At 73.2% G+C, this 13,667-nt stretch carries 10 protein-coding genes; 8 read left to right on the top strand and 2 right to left on the bottom strand.

The genetic code is table 11. The features are described 5' to 3' along the window. Window positions 1-79: 79 nt before the first annotated feature. The 8 genes from DTB53_RS11545 (at window position 80) to DTB53_RS11510 (ending at window position 9,475) form a co-directional block, all read left to right on the top strand. On the top strand, window positions 80-1,582 hold the full coding sequence (locus DTB53_RS11545; RefSeq protein ID WP_012378385.1) for a CoA-acylating methylmalonate-semialdehyde dehydrogenase: 1,503 nt from the start codon (window positions 80-82) through the stop codon (window positions 1,580-1,582). Further along, a complete protein-coding gene (locus tag DTB53_RS11540) occupies window positions 1,579-2,733 on the top strand; it encodes an acyl-CoA dehydrogenase family protein (protein ID WP_003965125.1) in 1,155 nt (384 codons plus the stop codon). The genes DTB53_RS11545 and DTB53_RS11540 overlap by 4 nt, the downstream gene beginning before the upstream one ends. Then, window positions 2,730-3,797, top strand: a complete 1,068-nt coding sequence (locus DTB53_RS11535; RefSeq protein WP_012378386.1) for an enoyl-CoA hydratase/isomerase family protein — start codon at window positions 2,730-2,732, stop codon at window positions 3,795-3,797. Before DTB53_RS11540 ends, DTB53_RS11535 begins: the two co-directional genes overlap by 4 nt. After that, complete coding sequence (gene mmsB / locus DTB53_RS11530; protein ID WP_012378387.1) at window positions 3,794-4,720, top strand: 3-hydroxyisobutyrate dehydrogenase; 927 nt, start codon at window positions 3,794-3,796, stop codon at window positions 4,718-4,720. Before DTB53_RS11535 ends, mmsB begins: the two co-directional genes overlap by 4 nt. Then, window positions 4,717-5,526, top strand: a complete 810-nt coding sequence (locus DTB53_RS11525) for an enoyl-CoA hydratase (protein WP_012378388.1) — start codon at window positions 4,717-4,719, stop codon at window positions 5,524-5,526. The genes mmsB and DTB53_RS11525 overlap by 4 nt, the downstream gene beginning before the upstream one ends. 246 nt (window positions 5,527-5,772) lie before the next feature. Next, entirely contained in the window at window positions 5,773-6,837 is a 1,065-nt protein-coding gene (lplAB, locus tag DTB53_RS11520; RefSeq protein ID WP_012378389.1) for a lipoate-protein ligase LplAB, read from the top strand. A gap of 40 nt (window positions 6,838-6,877) precedes the next feature. Beyond that, complete coding sequence (locus tag DTB53_RS11515) at window positions 6,878-7,744, top strand: oxygenase MpaB family protein (protein ID WP_012378390.1); 867 nt, start codon at window positions 6,878-6,880, stop codon at window positions 7,742-7,744. 81 nt (window positions 7,745-7,825) lie between these two features. Beyond that, window positions 7,826-9,475: an FAD-dependent monooxygenase gene (locus DTB53_RS11510; protein ID WP_012378391.1), complete on the top strand. Its 1,650-nt coding sequence runs from the start codon at window positions 7,826-7,828 to the stop codon at window positions 9,473-9,475. 12 nt (window positions 9,476-9,487) lie between these two features. Here DTB53_RS11510 and DTB53_RS11505 read toward each other — a convergent pair whose 3' ends face one another. Both DTB53_RS11505 and DTB53_RS11500 read right to left on the bottom strand, forming a co-directional pair. Then, window positions 9,488-11,071, bottom strand: a complete 1,584-nt coding sequence (locus tag DTB53_RS11505; protein WP_042495739.1) for a molybdopterin-dependent oxidoreductase — start codon at window positions 11,069-11,071, stop codon at window positions 9,488-9,490. Between the two features lie 159 nt (window positions 11,072-11,230). Next, window positions 11,231-13,453 (bottom strand): NADP-dependent isocitrate dehydrogenase, encoded by a 2,223-nt coding sequence (locus DTB53_RS11500; RefSeq protein WP_012378393.1) that lies wholly within the window; start codon window positions 13,451-13,453, stop codon window positions 11,231-11,233. Window positions 13,454-13,667 lie beyond the last annotated feature (214 nt).

Raw genomic sequence — 13,667 nt, 5'->3', positions numbered from 1 at the left:
CGGCGCGCCGTGCGACGGTGGCCGCCGCGTGCCGTCCCCGGATCTCACCTGACGATCTCACCGACGAGAGCAGGCTTCCATGGTCCGCGAACTCACCCATGTCATCGGCGGCAAGCACACGCCCGGCGCCTCGGGCGCGTACGGCGATGTCTTCGACCCCAACACCGGCCGGGTCCAGGCCCGCGTGCCGCTGGCCGGCCGCTCCGAGACCGAGGCGGCCGTCGCCGACGCCGAGCAGGCCCAGCGCGAGTGGGGCGAGTGGAACCCGCAGCGCCGCGCCCACGTGCTGCTGCGCTTCCTCCAGCTGGTGGAGAAGGAGAAGGACTCCCTGGCCCGGCTGCTCTCCTCCGAGCACGGCAAGACCGTGGCCGACGCGCACGGCGACATCGCGCGCGGGCTGGACGTCGTGGAGTTCGCCGCCGGTGTCCCGCATCTGCTGAAGGGCGAGTTCAGCGACAACGCGGGCGCCGGGATCGACGTCCACTCGCTGCGCCGGCCGCTCGGGGTCGTCGCGGGCATCACCCCGTTCAACTTCCCCGCGATGATCCCGCTGTGGAAGGCCGCACCTGCTCTGGCCTGCGGAAACGCCTTCATTCTCAAGCCGTCGGAGCGCGACCCGTCGGTGCCGCTGCGGCTGGCGGAGCTGTTCCTGGAGGCGGGGCTCCCGCCGGGCGTCCTCAATGTCGTCAACGGCGGCAAGGAGGCCGTGGACACCCTGCTGGAGGACCCGCGCGTCAAGGCGCTCGGCTTCGTCGGCTCGACGCCGGTCGCCGCGCACATCTACGCCACCGCCGCCGCCCACGGCAAGCGGGCGCAGTGTTTCGGCGGGGCGAAGAACCACATGGTCGTGATGCCGGACGCCGACCTCGACCAGGCGGTGGACGCGCTGATCGGCGCGGGCTACGGCTCCGCGGGCGAGCGGTGCATGGCGATCTCGGTGGCCGTGCCGGTGGGCGAGGCCACAGCGGACGCGCTGGTCGCCCGGCTCACCGAGCGGATCGCCGGGCTGCGGATCGGCCGCTCGGACGACCCGGACGCCGACTTCGGGCCGCTGGTGGGCCGCGACGCGGTGGACCGGGTCCGCGGCTATGTCGACCTCGGTGTCCGGGAGGGCGCCGAACTGGTCGTCGACGGGAGGGACTTCTCCCTGGAGGGCCACGAGGACGGCTTCTTCGCGGGCGCTTCCCTCTTCGACCGGGTCACTCCCGACATGCGGATCTACCAGGAGGAGATCTTCGGCCCGGTGGTGTCGGTGGTCCGCGCGGCGGACTACGAGGAGGCGCTGCGGCTGCCCTCGGAGCACCCGTACGGCAACGGCGTCGCACTGTTCACCCGCGACGGCGACACCGCCCGCGACTTCACGCGCCGCGTCGACACCGGCATGGTCGGCGTCAACGTGCCGATCCCGGTGCCGGTGGCCTACCACACGTTCGGCGGGTGGAAGCGGTCCGGCTTCGGCGACCTCAACCAGCACGGCCCGGACGCCATCCGCTTCTACACCCGTACGAAGACCGTCACTTCGCGCTGGCCCGCCTCGGGAATCCGGGACGGCGCGAGCTTCACGATTCCGACCATGGGATGAGCACCGTGACCACGCTCCTCACCGACGACCAGTTCGCCGTCGTCGAGACGACCCTGGACTTCGCCCAGGAACACCTGGCCCCGCACGCCGTGGCCTGGGACCAGGACAAGCACTTCCCCGTCGACGTGCTGCGCAAGGCGGCCGGCCTCGGCCTCGGCGGCGTCTACGTCCGGGAGGACCTCGGCGGGTCGGAGCTGACCCGCTCCGACGGGGTCCTCGTCTTCGAGGCCCTGGCCACCGGATGTCCGTCCATCGCGGGCTATCTGTCCATCCACAACATGGTCGGCTGGATGATCGACCGGTACGGCACCGAGGACCAGCGGGCCCGCTGTCTGCCGGAGCTCTGCACCATGGAGCAGCTCGGCAGCTACTGCCTGACCGAGCCGGGCGCCGGGTCCGACGCCGCCGCGCTGCGCACCCGCGCGGTGCGCGACGGCGACCACTACGTGCTGACGGGAACGAAGCAGTTCATCTCCGGGGCGGGCGCCTCGCACCTCTACATCGTGCTGGCCCGCACCGGCGACGACGGGCCGCGGGGCATCTCCGCCTTCCTCGTCGAACGGGACGACCCCGGGCTCTCGTTCGGGCCCGACGAGAAGAAGATGGGGTGGAACGCCCAGCCCACCCGGCAGGTCCTGCTGGACGGGGTGCGGCTGCCGGCCGACCGGCTGCTCGGCGAGGAGGGCGGCGGCTTCCGCATCGCGATGAACGGGCTCAACGGCGGCCGGCTCGGTATCGCCGCCTGCTCACTGGGCGGTGCGCAGAGCGCGCTGGACCGCAGCCTCGCCCATCTCGCGGACCGGGAGGCGTTCGGCGCCCGACTGCTGGACGCGCAGGCGCTGCAGTTCCGGCTGGCCGAGATGGCGACCGAACTGGCCGCCGCCCGCGCGTTGGTGCGGCAGGCCGCCGAGGCGCTGGACCGGAACGTGGCCGGCGCTCCGCAGCTGTGCGCGATGGCCAAGCACTTCGCCACGGACACCGGCTATTCGGTCGCGGACCGGGCGCTCCAACTGCACGGCGGCTACGGCTATCTGGCGGAGTACGGCATCGAGAAGATCGTCCGGGACCTGCGGGTCCACCAGATCCTGGAAGGGACCAACGAGATCATGCGCGTCATGGTGGCCCGGAGCCTGACGGGAGCCCTGCGATGACCGAGGAGCACGTGCTCGTGCACACCGAGGGGCGTACGGGGGTGGTGACCCTGAACCGCCCGAAGGCGCTGAACGCCCTCACCCGCACGATGGTGGAGACGATCGCGGCGGCGCTCGACCGGTGGGAGCACGACCACGGGGTGGCGACGGTCGTCATCACCGGCGCCGGTGAGCGCGGTCTGTGCGCGGGCGGCGACATCCGGTCCATCCACGAGGACGCCAAGGCGGGCGGGAAGGCGTCGGCGGCGTTCTGGCGCGACGAGTACCGGCTCAACGCCCGCATCGCCCGCTATCCCAAGCCGTACGTGGCGGTCATGGACGGCATCGTGATGGGCGGCGGGGTCGGCGTCTCGGCGCACGGCAGCGTCCGGATCGTGACCGAGCGCTCCGGGGTCGCCATGCCGGAGACCGGGATCGGCTTCGTGCCGGACGTCGGGGGCACCTACCTGCTGGCCCTCGCACCCGGGGAGCTGGGCACCCACCTCGCGCTGACGGGTGCCGTGGTGGGGGCCGGTGACGCGCTGCTGTGCGGGCTCGCCGACCACTTCGTACCGCAGGCGGAGCTGCCCGCGTTCCTGGCAGCGCTGGCGAGCGAGGCCCCGTCGGCGGTGCTCCCCCGCCACGTCCGGGCCGCGCCGCCCGGGGTGCTGGAGCACCACCGTGCCTGGATCGATCACTGCTACGCCGCCGACACGGTCGAGGAGATCGTGGAGCGGCTGCGCGCCTGTGACGCCCCGGCGGCGGGTGAGGCGGCGGCCACGATCCTCGGCCGCTCCCCCACCGCGCTGAAGGTCACTCTGGCCGCGCTGCGCCGGGCGCGCGAACTCGGCCCGCTGGAAAGGGTGCTGGAGCAGGAGTACCGCGTCTCGTGCGCGGCCCTCTCCTCCCTCGACCTGGTGGAGGGCATCCGCGCCCAGGTGATCGACAAGGACCGCGCACCCCGCTGGAAGCCCGGCACGCTGGTCGAGGTCACGGACGCGGACGTGGCCCGGTACTTCGCACCGACCGGCGACGAGGGGCTCTCCCTCGCCGCGTCCGACTCATCGCAGGAGGTGCCCTGGTGACCACGACCGTCGCCTTCGTCGGACTGGGCCACATGGGCGGCCCGATGGCGGCCAACCTCGTCAGGGCCGGGCACCGGGTGCTCGGCCACGACCTGGTGGAGTCCTGTCTGTCGGCAGCCGTGGCGAACGGGGTCGAGCGGGCCGGGTCCGCCGCCGAGGCCGCCTCGGCGGCCGACGCGGTGATCACGATGCTGCCGGCGGGCCGCCATGTGCTCTCCCTGTACGGGCCGGAGGGCCTGCTCGCCGCCGCCCGTCCCGGCACCCTGTTCGTCGACTGCTCGACCATCGACGTGGCCGACTCCCGGGCGGCCCACGCGGCGGCGGAGGCGGCGGGCCACCGCTCCCTGGACGCCCCGGTCTCCGGTGGGGTGGTGGGCGCCGAGGCGGGCACGCTCACGTTCATGGCCGGGGGCGAGGAGGCCGCGTTCGCGGCGGCCGAGCCGCTGCTCTCGGTGATGGGGAGGAAGGCGGTGCACTGCGGGGCGGCGGGCGCCGGACAGGCGGCGAAGATCTGCAACAACATGATCCTCGGCGTCTCGATGATCGCCGTCAGCGAGGCGTTCGTGCTCGCCGAGAGCCTCGGCCTGTCCGACCAGGCGCTGTACGACGTGGCGTCGGCGGCCTCCGGCCAGTGCTGGGCGCTCACCGTCAACTGCCCGGTCCCCGGCCCGGTCCCGGCCAGCCCGGCCAACCGCGACTACCGGCCCGGGTTCGCCGCCCCGCTGATGGCCAAGGACCTCGGCCTGGCCGCCAACGCGGTCCGCGCGGGCGGCGTCGAGGCCGAACTGGGTCTGCGAGCGGCCGAGCTCTACGCGCGGTTCGCCGAGGGCGCGGGGGCCGACCAGGACTTCTCCGGGATCGTCCGGGCCATCCGGGCCGCCTCGGCCGGCACCACCGACCCGCGAAAGGGCGTCACCGCATGAACGAGAACCGCACGGGCCCGTCCACCCCGGGCCCGTACAGCACCATCCTGGTCGAGCGCCGGGGCCGTACGGCCCTGCTCACCCTGAACCGGCCCAAGGCGCTCAACGCCCTGAGCCTGGACGTCATGCGGGAGACCGTGGAGGCGACGGAGGCGCTCGACCGCGACCCCGATGTCGGCTGCATCGTGATCACCGGCAGCGGGGAGAAGGCGTTCGCGGCCGGAGCGGACATCAAGGAGATGCAGCCGCGGAGCTACATGGACATGTACCTGAGCGACTGGTTCACCGCCTGGGACCGGCTCGGGCAACTGCGCACGCCCACGATCGCCGCCGTACGGGGCTACGCCCTGGGCGGCGGCTGCGAGTTGGCGATGCTGTGCGATCTGGTCATCGCGTCGGACACGGCCGTCTTCGGGCAGCCGGAGATCCGGCTCGGCGTGATCCCGGGCATCGGCGGCTCCCAGCGGCTCACCCGGGCGGTCGGCAAGGCCAAGGCGATGGACCTCTGCCTCACCGGCCGGAACATGGACGCCGAGGAGGCGGAGCGGGCCGGTCTCGTCTCCCGGATCGTGCCGGACGCCGATCTGCTGGAGGAGGCGCTCGCGGTCGCGGGGACGGTCTCCGGTAGGTCGGCGCCCGTCGCGATGATGGCGAAGGAGGCGGTGAACCGGGCCTTCGAGACGACGCTCGCCGAAGGTGTGCGCTTCGAACGCCGCCTGTTCCACGCGGTGTTCGCGACGGAGGATCAGAAGGAGGGCATGCGGGCGTTCTCCGAGAAGCGTCCCGCGGCGTTCACCCACCGCTGATCCGCCCGGGGGTCGCGGACCGGCCGTCGTCCGCCGCCGGGCACGGCACACGGCTGCGCCGGTCCGGCCGGCGGGACGGCCGTCCCGCCGGCTGTCCCCCGGCCGGCGCGCGGCACCGGCGCGTACCGGCGGATGACCGCCCGGGGCGGGGATGATCGGCACTCCCGCGAGCGTTATAGGCGGGTGTGTCCGGCTCGTCGCCGAGCCGGGCCCGCGCGACGGACATCGGAGAGTGGAGGCGGCACGGTGCACGGTGAGTACAAGGTTCCCGGCGGCAAGCTGGTCGTGGTGGACCTGGAGGTGGCGGGCGGGGTCCTGCGGAACGTCCGCGTCGCCGGGGACTTCTTCCTCGAACCCGACGAGGCGATCCTGGCGATCGACGCGGCGCTGGAGGGAGCCCCGGCCAACACCGACACGGCCGGGCTCGCCGCCCGGATCGAGGCGGCGCTGCCCGACTCCACGGTGATGCTCGGGCTGAGCGCGGAGGGCGTGGCCGTCGCCGTGCGCCGGGCGCTCGCGCAGGCCACGGAGTGGAGCGACTACGACTGGCAGCTGATCCACGACGCCCCGCAGTCGCCCGCCCTGCACATGGCGCTGGACGAGGTCATCACCGCGGAGGTCGCGGCGGGGAAGCGGCCACCGACGTTGCGGGTCTGGGAGTGGGACTCCCCCGCCGTGATCATCGGCAGCTTCCAGTCGCTGCGCAACGAGGTCGACCCGGCGGGCGTCGAGCGGCACGGGGTGAACGTCGTACGGCGGATCTCCGGCGGCGGCGCGATGTTCGCCGAGCCGAGCTCCACCATCACCTACTCGCTGGCCGTCCCGCAGTCCCTGGTCTCCGGGCTCTCCTTCGCCGACAGCTACGCCTATCTGGACGACTGGGTCCTCGAAGCCCTCGCGGACATGGGCATCAAGGCCTGGTACCAGCCGCTCAACGACATCGCCACCGAGGTCGGCAAGATCGCCGGGGCGGCGCAGAAGCGGGTGGTCGGGCCGGACGGCGGGCCGGGAGCCGTACTGCACCACGTGACCATGGCGTACGACATCGACGCCGACAAGATGCTGGAGGTGCTCCGCATCGGCAAGGAGAAGATGTCGGACAAGGGCACCCGGTCGGCGAAGAAGCGCGTGGACCCGCTGCGGCGGCAGACCGGACTGCCGCGCCAGGTGGTGATCGAGCGGATGATCGACTCGTTCCGCAGGCGTCACGGCCTGACCGCCGGACGCGTGACCGACGCCGAGCTCGCCCGCGCCGAGGAGCTCGTCCGGACCAAGTTCGCCACGCCGGAGTGGACGGCACGGGTGCCGTAAGGCTCCCCGGGCGGGCGGGCGCCGCCGCATACTGGGTCGTATGGACAGGACGGCGCCAGGCTCCGGGGTACGGGAACGGCTCGGCAGGAGCCTGTTCTCGCGGGTCGCGGGCCCCTCCGGGCCGCAGAACCGGGCCCGGATCCACGGCACCCCGGGCCCCCGCTGGTTCGGTGAGGACCGGCCGGTGCGGCGGGTGCACGGGGACGCGTCCATGTTCATCGGCGGGCTGCGGGCCCTGCTCCTCCAGTCGCTGCACCCCCTCGCCATGGCGGCCGTCGCGGGGCACTCGGGGTTCCGGGGCGACCCGTGGGGGCGGCTCCAGCGGACCAGCACGTTCCTGGCGGTGACCACGTTCGGTACGGCGGAGCACGCCCAGGAGGCGGTCGACCGCGTACGGTCCGTGCACGAGGGGGTGCGCGGCATCGCGTCCTCCGGTGAGCCGTACCACGCCGCCGACCCGCACCTGCTGTGCTGGGTGCACATCGCCGAGGTGGACAGCTTCCTGCGCGCCCACCAGCGGTACGGGGCACGGCCGTTGGACGGCGCAGGATGCGACGGGTACATCGACGACATGGCGACGGTGGCCCGGGCCCTCGGTGTCCCCGACCCGCCGCGCGACCGGGCGGAGCTGGCGGCCCGCATCGCCGCCTACCGCCCCGAACTGCGCGCCACCCCGGAGGCGCTGGACGCGGCCCGCTTCGTTCTTCTGCGCCCGCCGCTGCCCTGGCCGGCCCGTCCCCTGTACGCCGTGCTCGCCGCGAACGCCGTGGCCGCCCTGCCACCGTGGGCCGCGAAGGAGCTGCGGCTGCCCCGGGCGCCGGGGGTCGAGAAGGCCTGCGTGCGGCCCGCGGGGAGGGCCCTGACCAGGACGATCCGGTGGGCGATGGCCCCGCCCGCGGGAGGCTGAGCGCCGCCCGGGTGCCGATGGCCGCCGGGGGCAGGACGATGGAGGGGACCGTACGCGGGGGGCCCACGACGGGAGACCCCGGTGGCACGCAGCGAATCGACCGACGTCCTCGTGGTGGGCGCGGGCCCGGTCGGCCTGACGCTCGCCGCCGAGCTGCGGCGGGCAGGGGTGGCCTGCCGGATCGTGGACCGGCTCCCCGCCCGGCTGCCGTACGCCAAGGCGGTCGGCGTCCAGCCGCGCACCCTGGAGATCTTCGACCGGATGGGCCTGGTGCGGGAGGTGCTGGACGCGGCGGTCCCGATGCGCGGGCAGCTGACGTACGAGAACGGGGCCGAGCGGGGCCGGGTCGAGCTGGTCCTGCCGCCCGAGGTGCCGTACGGCTTCGCCGCGCTGCCGCAGTGCGACACCGAGCGCCTGCTGGAGGAGTTCCTCGGGCGCTTCGGCACCGGGGTCGAGCGGTCGACCGCGCTGGTGGGGTTCGCCCAGGATCCCGCCGGGGTGACCAGCCGGCTGACGACCGCGTCCGGGGAAGAGGTGGAGGTCCGCTCCCGGTTCCTGGTGGGGTGCGACGGGGCGCACTCGGCGGTGCGCAAGGGACTCGGGCTCACCTTCGAGGGCGGCGCGTTCCCCGAGGAGTACATGCTCGCCGATGTGGAGGTGGGGTGGGATCTGCCGGCCGGGTACGGGGTGCGCTCGACGCACCGCGGCGAGGACGGGGCGATCGACGATCTGCTGGTCTGCATCCCGCTGCCGGGAAACGGCCGCTACCGGATGTCGATGCTCGTGCCGCCGGAACTGTCCGCCGCGCGGCAGGCGGAGGCGGCCGGGACGGCGGGCGGCGGTGACGGGGTGGCGCACGGCCTGGAAGGCGGTACGGCCCCCGCGCTCCCCGACATCCAGAAGGTCCTGGACCGGCTGGCGCCGGAGCCGGTCACCGCGTCCGCGCTGCGCTGGTCGTCGGTGTTCCGCATCAGCCACCGGCTGGTGGACCGGTACGGGGAGGGCCGGGTGTTCGTCGCCGGGGACGCGGCGCACATCCATCCGCCGACCGGCGCCCAGGGCATGAACACCGGGATCCAGGACGCCTGCAACCTGGCGTGGAAACTGGCGCTCGCCGTCGGGGGCGCGGCGGGGCCGCGGGTGCTGGCCGGTTACGACGCGGAGCGGCACCCGGTCGGCGAGGAGGTGGTGGGCCGGACCGTCCGGCACGCCGCCGAGGGGGTGCAGGCGGACCCGACGGACCGGGAGACATTGCTGCTGCGCGAGGCCCAGCTCCTGGTCGGCTACCGGGAGAGCCCGCTGGTGACGCCCCTCGCCCCGGACGACCCGGCCCCGCTGCGGCCGGGCGACCGGGCCCCGGACTGCGGCGGCCTCACCGGGGACATCGCCGCCCACCCGGTGCGCCTCTTCGACGTCCTGCGCGGCCGCGGGCACATGCTGCTGGTGTACGGGGACCACCCGGCCGGCGACGCTCCCCTCGATCTCGCCTCCGCCGCACGGGAGTTGACCGGCGGCCGGATGGACACACACCGGCTCCTGGCCGCCGGCGCCCGGGAACGATGGACGGGCGTCCCGCATCACCACGACAGCCGGGGCGAGTTCGCCTTCCAGTACGGGGCGGGCGAGGGCGCGGCGTATGTCGTACGCCCGGACGGATATCTGACGGCCTGTCTCCGTCGTCCGACGGTGGGCGGGTTGAGGGAGGCTCTGGGGAGGACCTTCCTCCCGTGAGGTCCGTCGCGGTCAGTCGACGCTGACGACCACCGAGTGCCATCCGCTCGCCCCATCCGGGACGGTCTTCGTGCGCTTCTCGGTCTGCGTCTCGCCCGTCCCGTCGGTGGCGCGGACGGTGAGGGTGTGGCTGCCGGGGGTCGCCTTCCAGGGGTAGGTCCACTGGCGCCAGGTGTCGACGGTGGCCTGGTCGGCGAGTTGGGCGGGCCGCCAGGGGCCGTCGTCGACCCGGATCTCGACCTTCTCGATGCCCCGGTGCTGGGCCCAGGCCACCCCGGCGACCATGACGGTGCCCGCCTCGGGGCGCCCGAAGGGCTTGGGGGTGTCGATGCGGGACTGGGTCTTGATCGGGGCCTCCCGGGCCCAGTCGCGCTTCACCCAGTACGCGTCGTAGGAGTCGAAGGTGGTGAGCTCGATGTCCTCGATCCACTTGCAGGCCGAGACGTACCCGTACAGTCCGGGGACGAGCATCCGGACGGGGAAGCCGTGGACGAACGGCAGCGGTTCGCCGTTCATGCCGACGGCGAGCATCGCGTCCCGGCCGTCCATGACGTCCTCGACGGGGGTGCCGAGCGTCATGCCGTCGACCGAGCGGGCGATGATCTGGTCCGCCTCGCCGCCCCGGGACGGGGGCTTCACCCCGGCCTCCTTGAGCAGGTCGGCCAGGCGGACGCCGATCCACCGGGCGTGGCCGATGTAGGGGCCGCCGACCTCGTTGGAGACGCAGCACAGGGTGATCTCGCGTTGGATCAGCGGCCGGTTCAGCAGGTCCTGGTAGCCGAACTCCAGGTCCCGGCGTACACCCTTGCCGTGGATGCGCAGCCGCCAGGTGTTCGCGTCGACCTTGGGGATCACGAGGGCGGTGTCGACCCGGTAGAAGTCGTCGTTGGGCGTGGTGAACGGGCTGATGCCGCGCACCCTCGGCTGGGCTCCCGCCGGGACCGGCTTCGCGGGCGAGGCCGGGGCGGGCAGCCGGACGGCGTCCCGGGAGGCGACCGCGTCCTGGGCGCTGCGGCCGTTGAGGGCCCGGCCGACGGCTCCGGCGGCGGTGGAGGCGGCAGCGGCGGCGGTGGCGGCGATCAGGAAGCCCCGCCGGTCCCAGCCGCTCTCCTCCTCCTGCCCGGCGGCGGTGCGCGCCCGGGTGAGCCTGCCGACGAGGACGTACAGCAGGATCGCCCCGGCCACCGCGCCGACCAGGGACGGCAGTCCGTCGGTGAACCCGGTGGAGTCCGGCCTGCTGACGGCGGCGGCCGTGCCGACCGCGCCGAAGACCAGGACGGCGGCGGAGCCCGTACGCCGGTGGCGCAGCGCCAGCAGGCCGACGGCGACGGCGAGGAGGGCGAGCGTGGCGACGATGCCGAGCTGGAGGACGATCTTGTCGTTCTCGCCGAAGGTCCGGATCGCCCAGTCCTTCACCCCGGTGGGCGTCCGGTCGATGGCGGCTCCACCGACCGCCGTGACGGGGCTCGCCTGGGGTCTGACCGCGGCCGAGACGAGTTCGGCGACGGTCAGCGCGGCGAAGCCGGCGAGCAGTCCGCTCAGGGCGGCGAGGGTGTTGCGGGTCAGGGCGGTGCGGTTGATCCTCACGGTCCTCATTCGGAACCGGGAGGCGGCCGGATTGCTCCGAACCTCCGTGCGGCTCCGCGATCCCACCCTTTCGGGGGGTACGCACACGCGGACCGCCCCGGCCGGCGCCAGGGCCGACCGGGGCGGTCACGGCCGGGGGCGGCTCGGCCGCCCCCGGCTCACATCACCTCAGGCGAGGGACGCGATCGCGTTGTTGAACGTGGCGGACGGGCGCATGACCGCCGCGGCCTTGGCCGGGTCGGGCTGGAAGTAGCCGCCGATCTCGGCCGGGGAGCCCTGCACCGCGATGAGCTCGGCGACGATGGTCTCCTCCTGCTCGGACAGGGTCTTGGCGAGCGGTGCGAACGCCTCGGCGAGCTTGGCGTCGTCGGTCTGCCGCGCCAGCTCCTGCGCCCAGTAGAGGGCCAGGTAGAAGTGGCTGCCGCGGTTGTCGATGCCGCCGAGGCGGCGGCTCGGGGACTTGTCCTCGTTGAGGAAGGTGCCCGTGGCCCGGTCCAGGGTGTCGGCGAGGACCTGGGCCCGCGCGTTGTCCGTGGTGGTGGCCAGGTGCTCGAAGCTGACCGCGAGGGCCAGGAACTCGCCCAGGCTGTCCCAGCGGAGGTAGTTCTCCTTGACGAGCTGCTGGACGTGCTTGGGGGCCGAGCCGCCCGCGCCGGTCTCGAAGAGGCCGCCGCCGTTCATCAGCGGGACGACGGAGAGCATCTTGGCGCTGGTGCCCAGCTCCAGGATCGGGAAGAGGTCGGTGAGGTAGTCACGGAGCACGTTGCCGGTGACGGAGATGGTGTCCTCGCCGCGGCGGATGCGCTCCAGGGAGAAGGCGGTGGCCTCGACCGGGGACTTGATCGAGATGTCCAGGCCGTCCGTGTCGTGGTCGGCGAGGTACGTCTTCACCTTGGCGATCAGGTTGGCGTCGTGCGCCCGGGTCTCGTCCAGCCAGAACACGGCCGGGTTGCCGGTGGCGCGGGCGCGGGTGACGGCGAGCTTGACCCAGTCCTGGATCGGCAGGTCCTTGGTCTGGCACATGCGGAAGATGTCGCCGGCGCCGACGGCCTGCTCCAGCACGACCGCGCCGCTCGCGTCGACGACGCGCACGGTGCCGGTGGCGGGGATCTCGAAGGTCTTGTCGTGGCTGCCGTACTCCTCGGCCTTCTGCGCCATCAGACCGACGTTGGGCACCGAGCCCATGGTCGCCGGGTCGAAGGCGCCGTTGGCGCGGCAGTCGTCGATGACGACCTGGTAGACACCGGCGTAGCTGCTGTCCGGGAGGACGGCGATGGTGTCGGCCTCGTCGCCGTCCGGGCCCCACATGTGACCCGAGGTGCGGATCATGGCGGGCATGGAGGCGTCGACGATGACGTCGCTGGGGACGTGCAGGTTGGTGATGCCCTTGTCGGAGTCGACCATCGCGAGGGCCGGGCCCTCGGCGAGCTCGGCCTCGAAGGACGCCTGGATCTCGGCGCCGACGTCCGGCAGCGAGCCGAGGCCCTTGAGGATGCCGCCCAGACCGTCGTTGGGGGTGAGGCCGGCGGCGGCGAGCTGGTCGCCGTACTTGGCGAAGGTGTTCGGGAAGAAGGCGCGGACCGCGTGGCCGAAGATGATCGGGTCGGAGACCTTCATCATGGTGGCCTTGAGGTGCAGGGAGAACAGCACGTCCTCGGCCTTGGCGCGGGCGACCTGCGCGGTGAAGAACTCGCGCAGCGCGGCGACGCGCATGACGGCCGCGTCGACGACCTCGCCCTTCAGGACGGGTACGGACTCGCGGAGCACCGTGGTGGTGCCGTCGTCGGCGCCCAGTTCGATGCGGAGCGTGCCGTCCTCGGCGACGACCGCGGACTTCTCGGTGGAGCGGAAGTCGTCGACGCCCATCGTGGCGACGTTCGTCTTCGAGTCGGCCGTCCAGGCGCCCATGCGGTGCGGGTGGGCCTTGGCGTAGTTCTTGACGGAGGCGGGGGCGCGGCGGTCGGAGTTGCCCTCGCGCAGCACCGGGTTCACGGCGCTGCCCTTGACCTTGTCGTAGCGGGCGCGGACGTCCTTGTCCGCGTCGGTCCGCGGGTCGTCCGGGTAGTCCGGAAGGGCGTAGCCCTGCTCCTGGAGCTCGGCGATGGCGGCCTTGAGCTGCGGGATCGACGCCGAGATGTTCGGCAGCTTGATGATGTTCGCGCCGGGCGTCCTGGCCAGCTCGCCCAGCTCGGCGAGTGCGTCATCGATACGCTGCTCGGCCTTGAGGTGCTCCGGGAAACTGGCGATGATCCGGCCCGCGAGCGAGATGTCACGGCGCTCGACCGTGACACCCGCGGTCGAGGCGTAGGCCTCGACGACGGGCAGGAACGAGTAGGTCGCCAGGGCAGGGGCCTCGTCGGTGTGCGTATAGATGATGGTCGAGTCAGTCACCGGGTGCTCCGCTCCACGTCTGCAACATTGCTTGACATCAAGATATCTCTTCGGCGTGCCGGGCTCCACAAGGCCCCCGCACGGCTTCGTGACCGGGACGCCGGGCGGGCGGGCGGGGCCGTGACCGCGCGCTCACGGCGCGTGAGAACCTCCCGGCGGGCCGGGCGGCAGCTCGATGCGGTGGCGCGGGTCCCGGGGCGCTACCAGCTCCAAA

Source organism: Streptomyces griseus (assembly GCF_900460065.1).
GTDB lineage: Bacteria > Actinomycetota > Actinomycetes > Streptomycetales > Streptomycetaceae > Streptomyces > Streptomyces griseus.
The sequence above is the reverse complement of the archived record's forward strand: the minus strand, read 5'-3'. Positions and strand labels throughout refer to the sequence as shown.